The following is an 18031-nucleotide window of genomic DNA, read 5'->3' as shown; positions in this document are numbered from 1 at the left end:
GATGACCGAGGTCCGCCTGGCCACGGCGTCCGATGCCGACGCCGTCGCGCAGATGCTGTGGGACTTCAACACCGAGTTCGAGACCCCGGTGCCGCCGGTCGAGGAGCTGACGGGGCGGGTCCGCAGCAAGCTCGAGTCGGGTGCGGTTCGGGTGCTGCTCGTCGGCGACGGGCCGGACGGGTTGTCCCTCACGGTCGAGCGCCCCAGCGTCTGGTACGAGGGCCCGGTCGTGATGCTCGAGGAGCTCTACGTGCGCCCGGCGCTGCGCGGCGGCGGGCTCGGCGCGGCGCTGATCACCCGCCTGCTGGCCGACGCCGAAGAGCGGGGCGCGGGGATGGTCGAGATCGGGGTCGACGAGCCCGACGTCGACGCCCTGAGGTTCTACCTGCGTCACGGCTTCACCCAGAGCGACCCCATCACCGCCGAGCGCGCCTTCTACCTCTGGCGCGAGCTCTGAGACGACGCTGAGCCGCACCACCCGGTGGTGACCCAGTCGCTGGTCGAGTGCTCGGCGAGCCCTGGCGAGCCGGCGTATCGAGACCCGGTCAGGTGACGGCAAGCGGTGCCACCGGCCGGTGCCACCGCCCACGATCACGCGGGCAGCGTCTCGATACGCCGTCCTCGTTCCTCGGACGCCACTCGACGACCGGGAAGCGCGACTGCGTCGCGGACACCCTGACGCGCAGACTGCGTCTTCGGCGTCAGCCGCCCTCGAAGTCGGTCTCCCGCAGGACGCGGAGGATCGTGAACGCCGCGCGCTGCTGCTCGACCGGGAGGGCCTGCAGGCCGAAGTCGATCCGCATGAGCGACTCGGTGGCCGCGTCGAGCACGACGCGCCCCTCCTCGGTGAGGGAGGCGAGCACCCGGCGGCGGTCGGCCGCGTCGGCCTCACGGTCGACCAGACCATCGGCCGCGAGCCGGTCGATCACGTTGGTCACCGAGGTCGGATGGACCATGAGGCGCTGGCCGATCTTGCTCAGCGGCAGCGAGCCTCGAGAGCTGAAAGACAGCAGCCGCAGCACTTCGAACCGTGCGAAGGTGATGCCATGGGGTCTGACCGCCGCATCCAGCTCCGCGAGCACCAGCTGGTGCACGCGCATCAGGGACGTCGCGAGCCGCATCGAGTCGGCCGGGCCCACGTGCTTCTCCCAGAGCTCACCAGCGCGCTCGATGGGATCGAAGTCCAGTCCTGGCATGGACTGGAGCGTACCGTCAGAATTTAGTAGGATGTCAAAGTATCGGACTTCCGAGCACTTGGTCCCCAGGAGTTGAGCCGCATGAGCACCAGTAACCCGAGCGATCGCCCCCCCGTTCGCCTCGTCACCGCGTCGGCCCTGTTCGACGGCCACGACGCGAGCATCAACATCATGCGGCGCATCATGCAGTCACAGGGCGCCGAGGTCATCCACCTCGGGCACAACCGCTCCGTCGCCGAGGTCGTCACCGCGGCGATCGAGGAGGACGTGCAGGGTGTCGCGGTCTCGAGCTACCAGGGCGGCCACGTCGAGTACTTCGAGTACCTCGTGGAGTCCCTGCGCGCCCAGGGCGCCGGTCACGTCAAGGTCGTCGGCGGTGGCGGCGGCGTCATCGTGGCCGAGGAGATCGCGCGGCTGCGCGAGGCCGGGGTCACGATCTTCAGCCCCGAGGACGGCCAGCGTCTGGGACTGCCCGGCATGATCGCCGAGGTCGTCGACGCCTGCGCCTTCGACCTCAACGACCTCGGCCCGCTCGACGTCGACGCCGTGCTCGCCGGCGACCGGGCGGCGATCGCCCGTGCGCTCACCGCCGCCGAGGCCGGACGGCTCTCCGACGACGCACGCGAGCGACTGCTCGCGAGCGCCGCGTCCCACGCGACCCCGGTGCTCGGCATCACCGGCACCGGCGGCTCGGGCAAGAGCTCGCTGACCGACGAGCTGGTCCGCCGTCTGCGCGTCGACCAGCAGGACAAGCTCCGCGTGGCCGTCATCGCGGTCGACCCCACCCGCCGCCGCGGCGGCGGCGCGCTCCTGGGCGACCGCATCCGGATGAACTCCCTCGACGGCGACCGCGTGTTCTTCCGCTCGCTGGCTACCCGCGGCGCGCACGAGCTGCCCGAGACCCTCACCGACGTCATCGCCGTCACGAAGGCCGCCGGCTTCGACCTCGTGGTCGTGGAGACCCCTGGCATCGGCCAGGGCGATGCCGCGATCGTGCCGTTCGTCGACCACTCGTTGTACGTCATGACGCCGGAGTTCGGCGCCGCGTCGCAGCTCGAGAAGATCGACATGCTCGACTTCGCCGACGTCGTCGCGATCAACAAGTTCGAGCGCCGCGGCGCCAAGGACGCGCTGCGCGACGTGGGCCGTCAGCTCGTGCGCAACCGCGAGGCCTTCGGCAAGCGGCCCGAGGACATGCCGGTCTTCGGCACCTCGGCCGCGACGTTCAACGACGACGGCGTGACGGCGCTCTACCAGCACCTGCGCAGCATCCTCGGCGACGGCGGGCTCGCCCTCGACGAGGGCGTGCTGCCGGCGGTCGACGTGCGCCACTCCAGCGGCATCCGCCAGGTCGTGCCGCCGGAGCGGGTGCGCTACCTCGCCGAGGTCACCGAGACCGTGCGCGAGTTCCATGCCGAGACCGAGAAGCTCGCCGACGCCGCCGATCGCGTGCAGCGGCTCGAGCTCACGGCAGCCGAGCTCGAGCGCGCCGAGGTCGACGCGACGTCGGTCGAGGGCCTGCTGGAGGCGGCCCGCAAGGAGGTGCCGCACGCGATCTCCGACCAGATCACCGGCTGGCCTGCCGTCGTGGAGTCGTACTCCGGCGACGAGCAGGTCGTGAAGGTGCGCGACAAGGAGATCCACACGCGCCTGACCCGCGAGTCGCTCTCGGGCAACAAGGTCCCGCGCGTGTCGCTGCCGCGCTTCCGCCACCACGGCGAGCTCGTGCGCTTCTGGCGCCGCGAGAACCTGCCGGGTTACTTCCCGTACACGGCGGGCGTCTTCCCGTTCAAGCGTGACGGCGAGGACCCGGCGCGCATGTTCGCCGGCGAGGGCGACCCCTTCCGCACCAACCGTCGCTTCAAGCTGCTGAGCGAGGACGGCGACGCCACGCGGCTCTCGACCGCGTTCGACTCGGTCACGCTCTACGGCCGTGACCCCGACGAGCGTCCCGACATCTACGGCAAGGTCGGCACGTCCGGCGTGTCCGTCGCGACCCTCGACGACATGAAGGTGCTCTACGACGGCTTCGACCTGGCCTCACCCAGCACCTCGGTCTCGATGACGATCAACGGCCCGGCGCCCACCGTGCTCGCGTTCTTCCTCAACACCGTGATCGACCAGCAGGTCGACCGCTTCCGCGAGGAGCAGGGCCGCGAGCCCGATGCGGCCGAGCACGCCGAGCTGCGCTCGTACGCGCTCAAGAACGTCCGCGGCACGGTGCAGGCCGACATCCTCAAGGAGGATCAGGGCCAGAACACGTGCCTGTTCTCCACCGAGTTCAGCCTGCGGATGATGGCCGACATCCAGGAGTGGTTCATCGCCGAGGGCGTCCGCAACTTCTACTCGGTCTCGATCTCCGGCTATCACATCGCCGAGGCCGGGGCGAACCCCATCAGCCAGCTCGCCTTCACGCTCGCGAACGGTTTCACCTACGTCGAGGCGTACCTGGCGCGCGGCATGGACATCGACGACTTCGCGCCGAACCTGTCGTTCTTCTTCTCCAACGGGATGGACCCGGAGTACTCGGTGCTCGGCCGCGTGGCCCGCCGCATCTGGGCCATCGCGATGAAGGAGAAGTACGGCGCGAACGACCGCAGCCAGAAGCTCAAGTACCACGTGCAGACCTCGGGCCGGTCGCTCCACGCACAGGAGATGGACTTCAACGACATCCGCACGACCCTGCAGGCGCTCATCGCGATCTACGACAACGCCAACAGCCTGCACACCAACGCGTACGACGAGGCCGTCACGACCCCGAGCGCCGAGTCGGTGCGACGTGCCCTGGCGATCCAGCTCATCATCAACCGCGAGTGGGGCCTGGCGATGAACGAGAACCCGCTGCAGGGCTCGTTCATCATCGACGAGCTCACCGACCTGGTCGAGAAGGCCGTGCTCGAGGAGTTCGACGCGATCAACGAGCGCGGCGGCGTGCTCGGCGCGATGGAGACGGGTTACCAGCGAGGCCGCATCCAGGACGAGTCGATGCTCTACGAGCACCGCAAGCACGACGGGTCGCTGCCGATCATCGGCGTCAACACCTTCCGGAAGCCGCACGTGGAGGACGAGGAGCCGCAGACGATCGAGCTCGCCCGCGCCACGGAGACCGAGAAGCAGGGTCAGCTGACCCGAGTGCGCGAGTTCCAGACGACGCACTCCAGCGAGGCCGCCGAGGCGATCTCGCGGCTCAAGGAGGCGGCCGTGACGGGCGAGAACGTCTTCGCGGTCCTGGTCGACGCGGCCCGGGTCTGCTCGCTGCAGCAGGTCACCGACGCCTTCTTCGAGGTCGGCGGGCAGTACCGCCGGAACGTCTAGCGCCCGGCTTCCCCAGATGTGGTGGCCGACGGGCGATTCACCCGGGTCGTGCCGACCCACCGGCCACCATCTCTGGGGGCTCCGTGGGAGTGCTCGGCGCGCGCCCGCACGGTTCCTGCGGTAGCAAGGACAGGGCAGGGTCCTCGACACGCACGCGCCTCCCGGCGCGCTCCTGGGCCCGCACGAGGGGGAAGCCTGATGGATGCCTGGGTCTGGATCGTCATCGCCGTCGCCGCCGTCGTGGTGGTCCTCGCGGTGGTCGCCCTGATCGCGCGGCGCGCGGGGGCCGACCGTCGCCGTCAGCGCGACGAGCAGCGCCGGCGGGAGGAAACCGCCCAGCTGCGCGACGAAGCGCACGAGGCCACCGTCGCTGCGCGGCAGTCCGAGGCCGGCGCGGCCGCGGCGCGCGCCGACGCCGAACAGGCACGGCTCACGGCCGAACGCCTCGAGTCCCAGGCCGACGACCTGGAGCACGAGGCGGCCGAGACCTCGGGCGTCGCCCAGGACCGTCTGGCCGAGGCGGAGCGTCTGGACCCGGACGCCGGGACGCCGACCGACGGCCCCGCGCTGACCGACCCGGCCCGCACCCCTCCGCCGCCGGTCGATCCTGCCCCTCCGGCGGGTCCGCCCGCGTCGACCGATCGCGTCTCGCCCCCGGTGGCACCGCCGGCGGCTGAGGGCGGAGCACCTGACAGGCCCGCACCGCCGCCCGCCTGAGCCGCCGGTACCGTGCAGGCGTGAGTGACTTCGCGACCTATGAGCAGCTGGCGGCCCTCGACCCGACCTCCACCGCGGTCGTCGGTCCGGAGCACCTGGACCTCAACGGCCACATGAACATCAGCCACTACTACACGTTCGGTGGACGGGCGATGTGGTCACTCAACGAGACCACCCTCGGGATGCCCGACGGCTACATCGCCGAGCGCGGCATGACCACGTTCACCGCCGAGCAGCACCTGCGCTTCCTCGCCGAGTCGCACGCCGGGGATGAGCTCGCCATGGTCGCCCGGGCCATCGATCGCGGGTCCCGGGCGCTGCACCTGGCCTCGGTCGTCCTCAACACGACCCGGGGCCAGATCGCGTGCGTCACCGAGACGCTGGTCGTCCACGTCGACTTCTCGACGCGCCGTCCGGTGCCCTTTCCCGACGACGTCGCCGCCAAGATCGACGCCGCGCTGGCGGACTCGGCGGACCTGCGTCTGCCGATCAGCGGGGCGCTCGGGATCCGCCGGTGACGACCGACGACCGGCCCCGCATCGAGATCTCGACCGACGGCGCGTGCCTGGGCAATCCCGGGCCCGGCGGCTGGGGCGCGATCCTGCGCGCGGGTCAGCACGAGAAGGAGCTCTCCGGCGCCGAGCCCGACACGACCAACAACCGCATGGAGCTCACGGCCGCGATCCGTGCACTGGAGGCGCTCAAGCAGCCGTCGCGCGTCGACCTGCGCACCGACTCGACCTATGTCCGCAACGGCATCATGAGCTGGGTCGCGAACTGGCAGCGCAACGGCTGGCGCACCTCGGCGAAGCAGCCGGTCAAGAACGCCGACCTGTGGCGCGAGCTCGTGGCGGCCTGCGAGCGGCACGAGGTCACGTGGCACTGGGTCAAGGGCCACGCCGGCGATCGCGACAACGAGATCGCCGACCGCCTCGCCAGCGCCGCGGCCCGCACCCTCCTCTGACCCCTGGGCGGTGACCTGCTCGCCGATCACCCCGCCGGGCGGTGAGCTGCTCGCCGATCGGCGGCCCCGATAGACGAGTACGTCACCGCCCAGGGGCCTCGATAGACGAGCATCACCGCCCGGACGTGAGAACGTGGAGCACATGCATGACGACCTGGGCACCGAGCTGGCCATCGACCGCCCCGTCCGCCGGGTCGTGAGCCTCGTGCCGTCGCTCACCGAGGCCATCGCCGCCACCCGGCGGGAGGCGCTCGTGGGCGCGACGGACTGGTGCACGCACCCCACGGACCTCGACGTCCCGCGGGTCCGGGGCACGAAGAACCCCGACCGCGCGGCCATCGAGGCGCTGGCTCCCGATCTCGTCGTGGCGAACCAGGAGGAGAACCGCGAGCTCGACGTGCGACGCCTGCGCGACGCCGGCGTGCCGGTGTGGGTCACGCGCATCGAGACCGTCGACGAGGCCCTCACGTCGATGCGACGGCTCTTCGACGAGGCGTTCGGCTGGGGCGTGCCGGGCTGGCTCGAGGAGGCCGGCCGCGCGTGGGCCGAACCGGTCGCGGCGCGCGGCACCGTCGCCGTCCCGATCTGGCGCGACCCGTGGATGGTGGTCGGTCCCCGCACCTACACCGACGACCTGCTGCGGCGGCTCGGCTACGCCAACCACTTCGGCGCCGATCCCGATCCGGACGCCGAGGTCGACCGGTACCCCCGGGTCGAGCTCGACCGGCTCGACCGCGCCGAGATCGACCTGGTGCTGCTGCCGGACGAGCCCTACGTGTTCACCGCCGACGACGGACCCGAGGCGTTCACGTCCGCGCCGACCCGACTCGTGTCGGGCCGCCTGCTGACCTGGTACGGCCCCGCGATGCTCGAGGCCCGCCGCACCCTGGGCTGAGCCCCGGACTACTTCTGCGCGCTCTGGGCCTGCTTGCGCGCCTCGACCCGGCGCACCTGGGCCTTCTTGACCGCGGGGGTGATGTGCATCTCGTGCTTGGCCACGACGTAGGGGGTTTCGCCCACGATCGCATTGTGGCTGCCGCTGAAGAGGTACTTGCTGCCGAGGTTGATCATCGTGGCGAGGCGGTTGCGGTTCCCGAGCAGGGTGGCGACGTGCAGCCCGACCCAGATGATCCACGCCGGGAATCCGGTCAGGCGGGGCAGGTGCGTGATCTCGGCGACGGCCGACGACTTGCCGATCGTGGCCATCGTGCCCTTGTCGGAGTACTTGAACGGCTTGACGCCCGCGCGCTTGCCCTTGAGGTCGGCCTTGATGAGCTTGCCGACGTGCTTGCCACCCTGGATCGCCGGCTGCGCCAGCTGCGGCAGCGACGAGGGGCCGATCGAGATGTCGCCGATCGCGAACGTGTTCTCGAGCCCGTTGACGGCCTGGTGCTCGTCGACCTCGATGCGGCCGCCGCGCCCCTGCGGCACGTTCCAGTCGAGCACCGTGGGGTGGGCCGTGACGCCCGTGGCCCACACGACGATGCCGGCCTCGAGGAACTCCTCCTGGCCGTCGTGCTCGACGAGCACACCGTCGGAGCGGACCTCCTTGACGGCGGTGTTGAGGCGCAGGTCGACCTCGCGCTTCTCGAGCGACCGCTTCGCGTAGGCACGCAGCTTCTCGTGGAACGGACCGAGCACGTCCGGCGCCATCTCCAGCAGCGTGACGTGGATCCGGGCGCGGTCGAGCTCGGGATACGTCGTGGGCATGTCGTTGTTGCGGAACTCCGCGAACGCACCCGCGGTCTCGACACCGGTGGCGCCACCGCCGACGACCACGATCCGCAGATCGGACTCCTGGCCGTTGATCGCGAACTCCTCCAGGCTGGCGAAGAGCCGGTCGCGGACCTCGAGCGCCTGCGAGCGCTTGTAGAGCGGGATCGCGAAGTCCTCGGCGCCCGGGGTGCCGAAGAAGTTCGTGGTGACGCCGTTGGCCAGCACCAGGTAGTCGTAGGAGACCGACACGTCGCCGTGCAGGCGCAGCAGCTTCTGGTCGTGGTCGATGCCGGTGACGATGCCCTTGAGGAAGCGCACGTTGCGCTGGCGCGAGCGCACCGCGCGCAGGAACCAGGTGATGTCGCCGGGGTTCAGGCTCGCGGTGGCGACCTGGTAGAGCAGCGGCTGGAACGTGTTGTACGTGTGGCGGTCGATCAGCGTGATCGACACGTCGGCGCGCTTGAGCTTGCGGACCAGGGCGAGGCCGCCGAAGCCGCCTCCGACCACCACGACGTGCGGACGCTTCGGCATGGTCGGCTGTCGATCGGTCATGCCCTCAGTCTACGAGCGGGGAGGCGGGTCGAGCATCTGGGAGGGCCCGACGTGACGGGACTCACCGGCCGCCCACACCCGCACGGACGGGTGGCGCAGCAGCACGTAGGTGGCGATGCACGCGGCCGTGACGAGCAGGGCCCCGAACACCGACGGCGCCACGGCGGCGCTGGCCGCAGCCCCGAGGATCGTCAGCACGATCGCGGCGGTCAGGAGCCGTCGGCGGCCCATCAGCAGGCCGATCGCGACCCCCGTGGCGGCCAGTGCGGCGAGGGCGAACGCCGTCAGCACGGCGATCGCCAGCACCACGGCGTCGTCGCCCCGCGCCAGGCGCGGCGCGAGGTCCAGCAGCGGGTCGTTGCCGGTCACGGCCTCGTCGTAGAAGCCCGGCGCGGCCTCCCGCACCAGGTAGAGGAACGCGATGGACCCGGTCGAGAGGGCCGTGACGAGGCTCCCCACGATCATCGTGACGGCGCCGGCCACGAGCGCACCCGGCAGACCCCGGCGATGCGGCACGACCGGCAGGGGCGGACCCCATCCGGCCGGCGTCTGGTGCGCGCCGTGCTGCGCGGGCCACGGCTGCTGCGGAGGCGGCGGGGCGACGCCGGAGACCCGAGGTGGCGGGCCGTCGGGAACGCCGGCACGCGGGTGCTGGGGCGGCAGCGGCGCTCGACCCGTCAGCGCGTCGACGTTGGCGTCGCGCTGACGCTGGTCGCCGAGCCCCTGGCGTGCCCGGGCGCGGGCGACGAGCTCCGGTGAGGGGGTGCGCCCGTTCTTCAGGTCGAACCAGACGCGGGCCTCGGGCCACCAGAGCATGAAGGTGGCCGCGATCAGCACGATGCCGGGCAGGATCGCCCCGAACATCGCGCCCACGACGCCGCCGAAACCGCACAGCGCCGTGAGGGCGATGCGTGAGGGCCGGTCGCCGCGCACGGTGTAGGCCGCAAGCACCATGACCGCGATGGCGAGCACGAGCACGACGTAGAACCAGGCCTGCAGCCAGGACAGCGCCGTGTCGAGCGAGAGGCTCCCGGCGAGTCCGGCCTCGTCGATGACCTCCGTGACGACCTCCTGGAGCTCCAGCGAGCCCCAGTCGGCCAGCAGCCCGATCGTGCTGGTGAGCACGAGGAACGCCGCGAACGCGGCGCCGGCGCAGGCCAGGGTGACGGCCGTCGGCCTGCGGAGCTCCTCGGTCATGTCACCCATCCCATCACGCCGGCCCCAGCGCGGTCATCTCCGCGAGCCCGTCGATCCGGGCCTCAGGCCGGTTCCACGCTGAGACCGTCGAGGTGCTCCTCGCGGTCGACACGGACCGTCGTGCCGTCGAGGACCTCCCCCGACAGCAGCGCCTTCGCGAGCCGGTCACCGATCGCCTGCTGCACCAGACGGCGCAGCGGACGCGCCCCGTAGGCGGGGTCCCAGCCCGTCAGCGCGAGCCACTCCTTGGCCGCGTCGCTCACCTCGAGCGTGATGCGACGCGCGTCGAGCCGGCGCTGGAGCGAGGCCAGCTGGAGGTCGACGATGTGCGTGAGCTCCTCGGTGCCGAGCGGGTCGAAGGTCACGATCTCGTCGAGCCGGTTCAGCAGCTCGGGCTTGAACGCCGCCTTGACCGCGTCCATCACGGCGGACCGCTTGGCCTGGTCGTCGAGCTGCGGATCGGTCAGGAACGTCGACCCGAGGTTGCTCGTGAGGATCACGATGCTCTGGCGGAAGTCGACCGTGCGGCCCTGGCCGTCGGTCAGGCGGCCGTCGTCGAGCACCTGCAGCAGGATGTCGAACACCTCCGGGTGCGCCTTCTCGACCTCGTCGAGCAGGACGACCGAGTAGGGACGACGCCGCACGGCCTCGGTGAGCTGTCCGCCGTCCTCGTGGCCGACGTACCCCGGGGGCGCGCCGACGAGCCGGGCCACGCTGTGCTTCTCGGCGTACTCGCTCATGTCGATGCGCACCATCGCGCGCTCGTCGTCGAACAGGAAGGCCGCGAGGCTCTTGGCCAGCTCGGTCTTGCCCACCCCCGTGGGGCCGAGGAACAGGAACGAGCCGGTGGGACGGTCAGGATCGGCGATGCCGGCCCGGCTGCGGCGCACCGCGTCCGACACGGCCGTGACGGCGGCCTTCTGGCCGATGAGCCGCCTGCCCAGCTCGTCCTCCATCCGCAGGAGCTTGCCGGACTCTCCCTCGAGCAGCCGGCCCGTGGGGATGCCGGTCCAGGCCGCGACGACCTCGGCGATCTCGTCGGCGCCGACCTCCTCGCGCACCATGCGGTCCTGGGTCGCGGCGCTGGCCTCGGCCTCCTGGGCCGCCTCGAGCTGCTTCTCCATCGCAGGGATCTCGCCGTAGAAGAGCTTGCTGGCGGTCTCGTAGTCGCCCTCGCGCTGGGCGCGTTCGGCGGCGATGCGCGTCTCGTCGATGCGCTCCTTGATCTCGCCGACCGCGTTGAGGCTCTGCTTCTCGCTCTCCCACCGTTGCTCGAGCGCCCGCAGCGTCTCGGCCTTGTCGGCCTTTTCGACGCGCAGCTTCTCCAGGCGGTCGACACTGGCCGGGTCGCTCTCCTTGGCCAGGTGCAGCTCCTCCATCGTGAGCCGGTCCAGGCCGCGGCGGAGCTCGTCGATCTCGACGGGGCTGGAGTCGATCTCCATGCGCAGACGGCTGCTGGCCTCGTCGACGAGGTCGATGGCCTTGTCGGGCAGCTGACGGCCCGTGATGTACCGGTCCGAGAGCGAGGCCGCCGCGACCAGGGCCGCGTCGGAGATCTCGACCTTGTGGTGGGCCTCGTAGGTCGACTTGATGCCGCGCAGGATCGCGATGGTGTCCTCGACGCTCGGCTCGCCCACCAGCACCTGCTGGAAACGACGCTCGAGGGCCGGGTCCTTCTCGAGGTGCTCGCGGTACTCGTCGAGGGTCGTCGCGCCGATCATGCGCAGCTCCCCGCGCGCCAGCATGGGCTTGAGCATGTTGCCGGCGTCCATCGCGGAGTCGCCCCCGGCGCCGGCACCCACCACGGTGTGGAGCTCGTCGATGAAGGTAATGACCTGGCCGGCGGACTCCTTGATCTCGGTCAGCACGGCCTTGAGCCGTTCCTCGAACTCGCCGCGGTACTTCGCGCCCGCGACCATCGCGCCAAGATCGAGACTGATGAGGCGCCGGCCCTTGAGGCTGTCGGGCACGTCGCCGGCCACGATGCGCTGGGCGAGCCCTTCGACGACGGCGGTCTTGCCCACGCCGGGCTCGCCGATCAGGACGGGGTTGTTCTTGGTGCGCCGGCTCAGGACCTGGATCAGGCGTCGGATCTCGGAGTCGCGGCCGATCACGGGGTCGAGCTTGCCCTCGCGGGCGATCTCGGTGAGGTCGACGCCGTACTTCTCCAGCGACTGGTAGGAGTCCTCTGCGTCGGCACTGGTGGCGCGGGCGGAGCCACGGACCGACTCGAAGGCGGCCTGCAGCGCCTCGGGCGCCGCGCCGGCACGAGTCAGCAGCTCGCTCGTCGGCGAGGCGACGGTGGCGAGGGCGACCACGAGGTGCTCGGTCGAGGTGAACTCGTCGCCGAGACTGCCTGCGAGCTCCTGGGCCTGCTGCAGGACGGCGTGGCTCGCGCGGCTCAGGCTGGGCGAGGCGACGGTGCTGCCGGAGGCCCGCGGGAGCGCGTCGAGCTCGGCCTTGACGCCGGTGGCGACGGCCTGCGCGTCGACGCCGGCCGCGGCCAGGAGCGGGCCGGCGGTGCCGCCCTCCTGCTGCAGCAGCGCGCTCAGCACGTGGGCCGGTTCGACGGCCGGGTGACCGCCGGCCGCCGCCAGGCTGATCGCGCCGGCGAGCGCCTGCTGGCTGCGAGTCGTGAAGGTGTCGAGATTCATCGGCGTGCTCCTGGGGACAGTGTGTGACCTATCCTGTTCAACCTCATCAAAGTTGAGTCTATTCCACTCAATCCCATCTGGCCGATGAGGGCGGAGGCCAGGTCGTCCGGCACCTCGGACCCGCACTCTCGCCCCGACGGCCGTGGAAGGATGGCGCCATGGCAGCCCGGCAGGTCAGCAATCGCGCGAAGGGCCTGAATCCCGACCTGATCACGCGCACGGCCCTGGAGCTCATCGACGCCGAGGGCGTCGGGGCGGCCACGATGCGCGCGATCGCGGGACGTCTCGGCGTCGAGGCCATGTCGCTCTACAAGCACGTCAGCACCCGCGACGAGCTGCTCGACCTGGTGGTCGAGCTGATCGTCGCCGAGCTCGACCAGGACCCGCAGGTGCGCCGGGACGCGTCCGACGGCTGGCGCGACTACCTGACCCGCCTGGCCCGCGGAGTGCGGCGCTACGCACTGGCCCACCCGCACGCGTTCCCGCTCGTCACGACCCGGCCGGCCGAGGCGCCGTGGATCAACCCGCCGCTGCGGTCCCTGGCCTGGATCGAGTCGATGCTCGCAACGCTGCAGGGTGCCGGGTTCTCCGACGAGCAGGTGCTCTTCACGTACCGCTCGTTCAACAGCTTCCTGCTCGGCTACCTGCTCATGGAGTCGGGGGCCCGGACGCTGCGCGACCCGCAGGACGGCGACGGCTCGATGGGCACCTCCGACGAGCCCGTGCCGGGCGGCCTCTCACCGACTCGCACGGACGCCGAGCAGGACGCCGTGGCCGAGGCGACGTCGCCGCAGGTCCAGATCGATCCGCAGGGCGACATCGAGGTCACGGAGTTCCCCACGATCCACCGGCTGGCCGAGCGCCTGGCCGAGGACCGGTTCGACGAGGAGTTCGAGCGGGGCCTGGAGCGGCTGCTCGACTCGGTCGCCGCCCACCTGGACTGACCGCGACCGGGGTCACGTCGCTTCAAGTTGCAAGACGCCCGGGTCGGCGTACTCTCAAAGTATGGCTTACACCGTAAGCCGCATCGGCAGAGAGCCGGTGCTTCCTCATCCGAAGGAGTACGTCATGGGCATCGTCGACAAGGCCAAGAACACCGCGGAGAAGCTCGCCGGCCAGGCCAAGGAGGCCGTGGGCGACGCGACGAACAACGACGACCTCAAGGCCGAGGGCCAGAAGGACCAGGCCAAGGGCAGCGTCAAGAACGCCGCCGAGGACGTCAAGGACGTCTTCAAGAAGTAACCCCTCTGCCGCGATCGGGGCCCGCCGCCGTGCGGCCCCCGGTCGCCGCACCCGATGAAGGAGCAGCCATGAGCGGAAAGACCCCCCACGAACCCGTCGAGCAGGTCGGGCCCGACGGCCCGGTCACGACGCCCGCCTCGGGCTCGAGCGTCGACCCCGCCGTGCCGCAGGACGCCCCGCGCGACACGACACCGCCGCGACGCTCCGGGCTCGACGAGAAGGGACGCGTCAAGCGCACCCGCGCCGGCACGGTCTGGGCCTCCTCGGTCGCCCTGGCGGTCGTCACGATCCTCTTCGTCGTGTTCGTCGTGCAGAACTCGCAGTCGATCGTGATCGACTTCCTGTGGATGTCCGGCAACATCTCCGCCGCTGCGGCGCTGCTCATCGCGGCCGTCGCCGGTGCGCTGCTCGTGGCCATCCCGGCCGGCGTCCGCATCGCCCAGCTGCGCCACTCCCTGCGCCGCAACGGCTGACCCCCTCCCTCCGCCCCGGGCGGTGAGCCACGCGCCAAACCCGCCCCGAGCGGTGACCTACGCGCCAAACTTCGGCGAAATTTGGCGCGTAGGTCACCGCCCCTCCGGCGGTGCAGCGAGGTACGTCAGCGGCGGACGGCGCGGAGCGAGCCGACGTGGAGCACCTCGGTGAAGCCGTCGGCCAGGGCGCGCTGGTACACGTGGAACGGGGCCTGGCCACCATCGGCCGGGTCCGGGAAGACGTCGTGGATCACGAGCACCCCACCCGCGCGCACGTGCGGCGCCCAGCCGGCGTAGTCGGCCTGCGCGGCCTCCTCGGTGTGGCCGCCGTCGATGAACACCGCGTCGAGCGGCGTGGTCCAGAACGCCGCGATCGTGCTCGACCGCCCCACGACCGGCACCACGACCTCCTCCAGGCCCGCCCGGTGCAGCGCCCGCCGGGCGAACGGCAGCGTGTCCATGACCCCGATCTCCGGGTCGACGAGGTCGGTGTCGTGGTACTCCCACCCCGGCTGCTGCTCCTCGGAGCCGCGGTGGTGGTCGAGCGTCAGCAGGGTCGCCCCCACCTCGCGCGCCACGTGGCCCAGGTGGATCGCCGACTTGCCGCAGTACGTGCCGATCTCGACCGCCAGGCCGCCCGGACGCAGGTGCGCCGCGACGACCGCCCGCAGCGCGTCGGCCTCGTCGCCGGGCAGGAAGCCCTTGGTCGCGGCCGCGACCTCGGCGAGATCCGGCGGGAGCGGCATCTCCACGAAAATCTCCGTGCTCATGCGAGCCCCTCTCCGCGGAACAGCCCGCTGCCGCGCGTCACGCCGTGCAACGCGTCGTGGGCGAGCAGCACCGTGGCCGCGGTCCACGTCGTGCGCTCGTCGGGCCAGCGCTGCTCGCTCTCGTACTCGAAGCCGGTCCAGTAGGAGCCGTCCTCGTGGCGCAGGTGCTGCATGTCGGCGAAGACCTGGAGGGCGTCCTCGTGCCGGCCGACCGCGTCGAGCGCCAGCGCGAGCTCGCACGACTCCGCCCCGGTCACCCAGGTGTTGGGGGTCACGCACTTGATGCCGAGCCCGGGCACGACGAACGTGTCCCAGCCGTCCTTGACGCGGCGCTCGACGTCGTCGGCCGTCCAGGCCGCGCCGAGCAACGGGTAGTACCAGTCCATCGAGTGCGGCTTGGCCTCGAACAGCTCCGGTCGGCGCAGGGCGTCCGCGACCGCGGCCGCGGCGTCGGCCCAGGCCGGTCGGTCGGCGCCCACGACCCGCGCCACGGCCCCGGCGCACCGCAGGGAGAAGGCGATGCTGGCGTTGCCCGTCACGAGCGCGTCCGGCTCGCCCGGGGTCCAGACGAAGGCGCCGTCGGCGCGCTGCAGCGGCAGCACCGCCTCGATCGCGGCGTCGACCGTGGGCCACAGCTCCCGGGCGAACGCCTCGTCGCGTGTCGTGAGCCAGTGGTGCCACGCCCCGGTGGCGAGGTAGGCGGTGAAGTTGGCGTCGACGTAGTGCTCGACCGCCTCCCCCGCGACGTACTTCGCGGCCCACGTGCCGTCGGACCGCTGGGCCGAGACCGACCAGCGGTAGCCCCGCTCGGCCGCGCCCCGGCGCCCCGACGCCAGCAGACCCATCGCGGCCTGCACGTGGTCCCACGGGTCGAGGTGACCGCCGGAGTACCACGGGATCGCGCCGGACTCCTCCTGCTGCGCGGCGACCCAGGCCGACGTCAGAGCCAGGGCGTCCGGCGTCACCACGGGCCCGTCACCAGGGCTTCGTGAAGTACAGCGCGACGCTCTTGCCGATCAGCGGGTCGAGCGCCTTCTCGGCCAGGCGCGTCGCGGCGGGCGCCTTCATCATGTCCCAGACGAGCAGCTGGTGGTACGCCCGCACGAGCGGGTGCTGGTCGCGCTCGACACCCACGGCGCACTTGATCCACCAGTAGGGCGCGTGCAGGGCGTGCGCGTGGTGCTGGTGCAGGAAGGTCAGCCCCGTGAGCTCGAGCTTGTCGCGCAGCTCGTCGGCCGTGTAGATGCGGATGTGCCCACCCTCGTTGGCGTGGTACTCGTCGCTGAGCGCCCAGCAGATCTTCTCCGGCAGCCACCGCGGCACGGTCACGGCGAGCATGCCGCCGGGCGCGAGGATGCGGGTCAGCTCGCGGATCGCGGTGACGTCCTCGGGCACGTGCTCGAGGATCTCCGAGGCGAGCACGACGTCGAACGCGCCGTCCTCGTAGGGCATGTCGAGGATCGTGCCGACCTCGACGCGACCGCTGCCGCCGGGCGGCACCTCGCCCTCGAGCTGCATCGCGCCGAACATGTCGTCGACGCCCTTGAGCTCGACCTCGTCCATGTCGAACGCCGTGACGTCGGCGCCGCGTCGCAGCGCCTCGAAGGAGTGACGCCCGGCCCCGGCCCCGACGTCGATGAACCGGGTGCCGCGCCCCACACGGAGGCGGTCGAAGTCAACGGTCAGCACGGGCGTTCCTCTTCTGTGTCGCGTTCTGGGTCTTGGTCGCGTTCTGGGTCTTGGCGATGGCGGTCTCGTAGGCCGTGACGGTGGCGGCGGCCACCGAGGTCCAGCTGTAGCGCTCCTCGACCCGGGCCAGGCCCAGGGCGGCGAGGCGGTCCCGCTCGGCCGGGTCGTCGAGCAGCTCGCCGAGCGCCTCGGTGAGCTCGCCGACGTCCCCCGGGGTCACGAGGCGGGCGGCCTCACCGACGGTCTCGGGCAGGGCGCCGGCGCGGCTCGCCACGACGGGCGTGCCGCACGCGAGCGCCTCGACGGTCGGGAGGCTGAATCCCTCGTACAGCGACGGCACGGCCATGACCTCGGCCGAGGCGAGCAGGTCTGCGAGCGCATCGTCGGACAGCCCGCTGTGCAGCGTGACGGCACCGGTGAGCCCGAGGTCCTCGATACGGCGGGCGGTCGCGCTCTTGGGGTCGATCCGCGAGACGAGGTGCAGCTCGACGTCGCGCTCGACGCGCAGCTTGGCGACGGACTCGAGCAGGTGCGCGACGCCCTTGAGCGGGGAGTCGGCGCTGGCGATCGCGACGATGCGCCCCGGCACCCGCTCGCCGCGCGGACGGAACACGTCGGTGTCGACGCCCAGCGGCACGATCGCCATGCGGTCGGGGTCGATCCCGAAGTCCTCGATCGTGTCGGTGGCCGACGCGGTCGAGACCGTGAGCAGCGCCGGGAGCTGCCGGGCCACGCGTGCCTGCATGCGCACGAACCCGTACCAGCGGCGGGTGCTGATCTGCTTGCGGAGCGAGGCGGCCGCGATGTCGACCTTGCGGTCGCGGCTGATGGGGTGGTGGATCGTGGCGACGAGCGGGATCCCCCGGCGCAGCAGCCACAGCAGGCCGTAGCCCAGCGACTGGTTGTCGTGCACGACGTCGAACTCGTCGAGGCGCCGGTCGCGCGCCATGCGGAGCGTGAAGGTCAGCGGCTCGGGGAACGCGGCGGTGAGCATCAGCAGGTACTCGAGCACGTCGACCGGGCCGCGGAACTCCCGCAGGTGCGGGGTGCGGAACGGGTCGGGATCGCGGTAGAGGTCGAGGCTCGGCACGGTCTCGAGCCGTACCCGCGGGTCGAGGGCCTCGGGGTACGGCTGTCCCGAGAACACCGTGACCTCGTGACCGAGCTCGGCCAGCCCACGGCTCAGGTGCCTGACGTACACGCCCTGACCGCCGCTGTGCTCCTTGCTGCGATACGACAGCAGTGCGATGCGCATTCCACCTCCGACCTCGCCAGCAATCCTGTCACGGTCAGTTGCACCCCGCGCTGCCGGGGGAAATCAACCGCGCAGAGCCGAACCACCCGGTGGTCGAGTGGTCGCGAGCTCCGCGAGCGGCCGAATCGAGACCCGGTCAGGTGCTGGCACCCATTCCCACCGGCCGGGTCCGACTGTTCGAGGTCATCTGGGCAGCCTCTCGCGCACCGCTCGACGACCAGGACGACGGCGGTCACCACCTCGCTGGTCGAATGCTCGCGAGCTCTGCGAGCGGCGTACCGAGACCCCCGC

Annotated in this window: 17 protein-coding genes; 9 read left to right on the top strand and 8 right to left on the bottom strand. The window is 71.4% G+C overall.

Annotated elements, in window-relative coordinates:
* Position 1: 1 nt before the first annotated feature.
* Positions 2-457, top strand: coding sequence for a GNAT family N-acetyltransferase (locus KAG51_RS01920; RefSeq protein ID WP_290580059.1), 456 nt, complete (start codon positions 2-4; stop codon positions 455-457).
* Between the two features lie 244 nt (positions 458-701).
* Here KAG51_RS01920 and KAG51_RS01915 read toward each other — a convergent pair whose 3' ends face one another.
* Positions 702-1196 (bottom strand): MarR family transcriptional regulator, encoded by a 495-nt coding sequence (locus KAG51_RS01915; RefSeq protein WP_290580057.1) that lies wholly within the window; start codon positions 1194-1196, stop codon positions 702-704.
* A gap of 81 nt (positions 1197-1277) precedes the next feature.
* Here KAG51_RS01915 and icmF point away from each other — a divergent pair, with 81 nt between their 5' ends.
* The 5 genes from icmF (at position 1278) to KAG51_RS01890 (ending at position 7087) form a co-directional block, all read left to right on the top strand.
* Positions 1278-4511: a fused isobutyryl-CoA mutase/GTPase IcmF gene (gene icmF, locus KAG51_RS01910; RefSeq protein ID WP_290580055.1), complete on the top strand. Its 3234-nt coding sequence runs from the start codon at positions 1278-1280 to the stop codon at positions 4509-4511.
* Between the two features lie 198 nt (positions 4512-4709).
* Positions 4710-5228, top strand: a complete 519-nt coding sequence (locus KAG51_RS01905; protein WP_290580053.1) for a hypothetical protein — start codon at positions 4710-4712, stop codon at positions 5226-5228.
* A 20-nt stretch (positions 5229-5248) separates the two neighbouring features.
* A complete protein-coding gene (locus KAG51_RS01900) occupies positions 5249-5746 on the top strand; it encodes a thioesterase family protein (RefSeq protein ID WP_290580051.1) in 498 nt (165 codons plus the stop codon).
* Positions 5743-6192 (top strand): ribonuclease HI, encoded by a 450-nt coding sequence (rnhA, locus tag KAG51_RS01895; RefSeq protein ID WP_290580049.1) that lies wholly within the window; start codon positions 5743-5745, stop codon positions 6190-6192. Before KAG51_RS01900 ends, rnhA begins: the two co-directional genes overlap by 4 nt.
* 142 nt (positions 6193-6334) lie before the next feature.
* On the top strand, positions 6335-7087 hold the full coding sequence (locus KAG51_RS01890) for a helical backbone metal receptor (protein ID WP_290580047.1): 753 nt from the start codon (positions 6335-6337) through the stop codon (positions 7085-7087).
* An 8-nt stretch (positions 7088-7095) separates the two neighbouring features.
* On the opposite strand, the gene KAG51_RS01885 is transcribed toward KAG51_RS01890, so the two are convergent.
* The 3 genes from KAG51_RS01885 to clpB all read right to left on the bottom strand — a co-directional run bounded on the left by KAG51_RS01885 (position 7096) and on the right by clpB (position 12311).
* Entirely contained in the window at positions 7096-8460 is a 1365-nt protein-coding gene (locus KAG51_RS01885) for an NAD(P)/FAD-dependent oxidoreductase (protein WP_290580045.1), read from the bottom strand.
* Between the two features lie 9 nt (positions 8461-8469).
* Positions 8470-9657: a hypothetical protein gene (locus tag KAG51_RS01880; protein ID WP_290580043.1), complete on the bottom strand. Its 1188-nt coding sequence runs from the start codon at positions 9655-9657 to the stop codon at positions 8470-8472.
* A gap of 62 nt (positions 9658-9719) precedes the next feature.
* Positions 9720-12311: an ATP-dependent chaperone ClpB gene (clpB, locus tag KAG51_RS01875; RefSeq protein ID WP_290580041.1), complete on the bottom strand. Its 2592-nt coding sequence runs from the start codon at positions 12309-12311 to the stop codon at positions 9720-9722.
* A 158-nt stretch (positions 12312-12469) separates the two neighbouring features.
* Between clpB and KAG51_RS01870 the strand changes: the two genes are divergently transcribed.
* From KAG51_RS01870 to KAG51_RS01860, 3 genes are all read left to right on the top strand, one after another.
* Positions 12470-13255, top strand: a complete 786-nt coding sequence (locus KAG51_RS01870; protein ID WP_290580039.1) for a TetR/AcrR family transcriptional regulator C-terminal domain-containing protein — start codon at positions 12470-12472, stop codon at positions 13253-13255.
* A gap of 61 nt (positions 13256-13316) precedes the next feature.
* Positions 13317-13553 carry a CsbD family protein gene (locus KAG51_RS01865; RefSeq protein WP_363316131.1) on the top strand — a complete coding sequence of 79 codons (237 nt, stop codon included), beginning with the start codon at positions 13317-13319 and terminating at the stop codon, positions 13551-13553.
* A gap of 68 nt (positions 13554-13621) precedes the next feature.
* Positions 13622-14026, top strand: a complete 405-nt coding sequence (locus KAG51_RS01860; RefSeq protein ID WP_290580037.1) for a lipopolysaccharide assembly protein LapA domain-containing protein — start codon at positions 13622-13624, stop codon at positions 14024-14026.
* A gap of 125 nt (positions 14027-14151) precedes the next feature.
* Here KAG51_RS01860 and KAG51_RS01855 read toward each other — a convergent pair whose 3' ends face one another.
* Genes KAG51_RS01855 through KAG51_RS01840 form a run of 4 tightly spaced genes read right to left on the bottom strand, consistent with a single transcriptional unit; the run spans position 14152 to position 17740 of the window.
* Positions 14152-14796, bottom strand: a complete 645-nt coding sequence (locus tag KAG51_RS01855; RefSeq protein ID WP_290580035.1) for a class I SAM-dependent methyltransferase — start codon at positions 14794-14796, stop codon at positions 14152-14154.
* Positions 14793-15761: a prenyltransferase gene (locus KAG51_RS01850; RefSeq protein WP_290580033.1), complete on the bottom strand. Its 969-nt coding sequence runs from the start codon at positions 15759-15761 to the stop codon at positions 14793-14795. The genes KAG51_RS01855 and KAG51_RS01850 overlap by 4 nt, the downstream gene beginning before the upstream one ends.
* A gap of 10 nt (positions 15762-15771) precedes the next feature.
* Positions 15772-16485 carry a class I SAM-dependent methyltransferase gene (locus KAG51_RS01845; protein WP_290580031.1) on the bottom strand — a complete coding sequence of 238 codons (714 nt, stop codon included), beginning with the start codon at positions 16483-16485 and terminating at the stop codon, positions 15772-15774.
* Positions 16472-17740, bottom strand: coding sequence for a glycosyltransferase family 4 protein (locus KAG51_RS01840; protein WP_290580029.1), 1269 nt, complete (start codon positions 17738-17740; stop codon positions 16472-16474). The genes KAG51_RS01845 and KAG51_RS01840 overlap by 14 nt, the downstream gene beginning before the upstream one ends.
* Positions 17741-18031 lie beyond the last annotated feature (291 nt).

The sequence above is a fragment of the Aeromicrobium sp. genome (assembly GCF_023146395.1).
Classification (GTDB): domain Bacteria; phylum Actinomycetota; class Actinomycetes; order Propionibacteriales; family Nocardioidaceae; genus Aeromicrobium.
The sequence above is the reverse complement of the archived record's forward strand: the minus strand, read 5'-3'. Positions and strand labels throughout refer to the sequence as shown.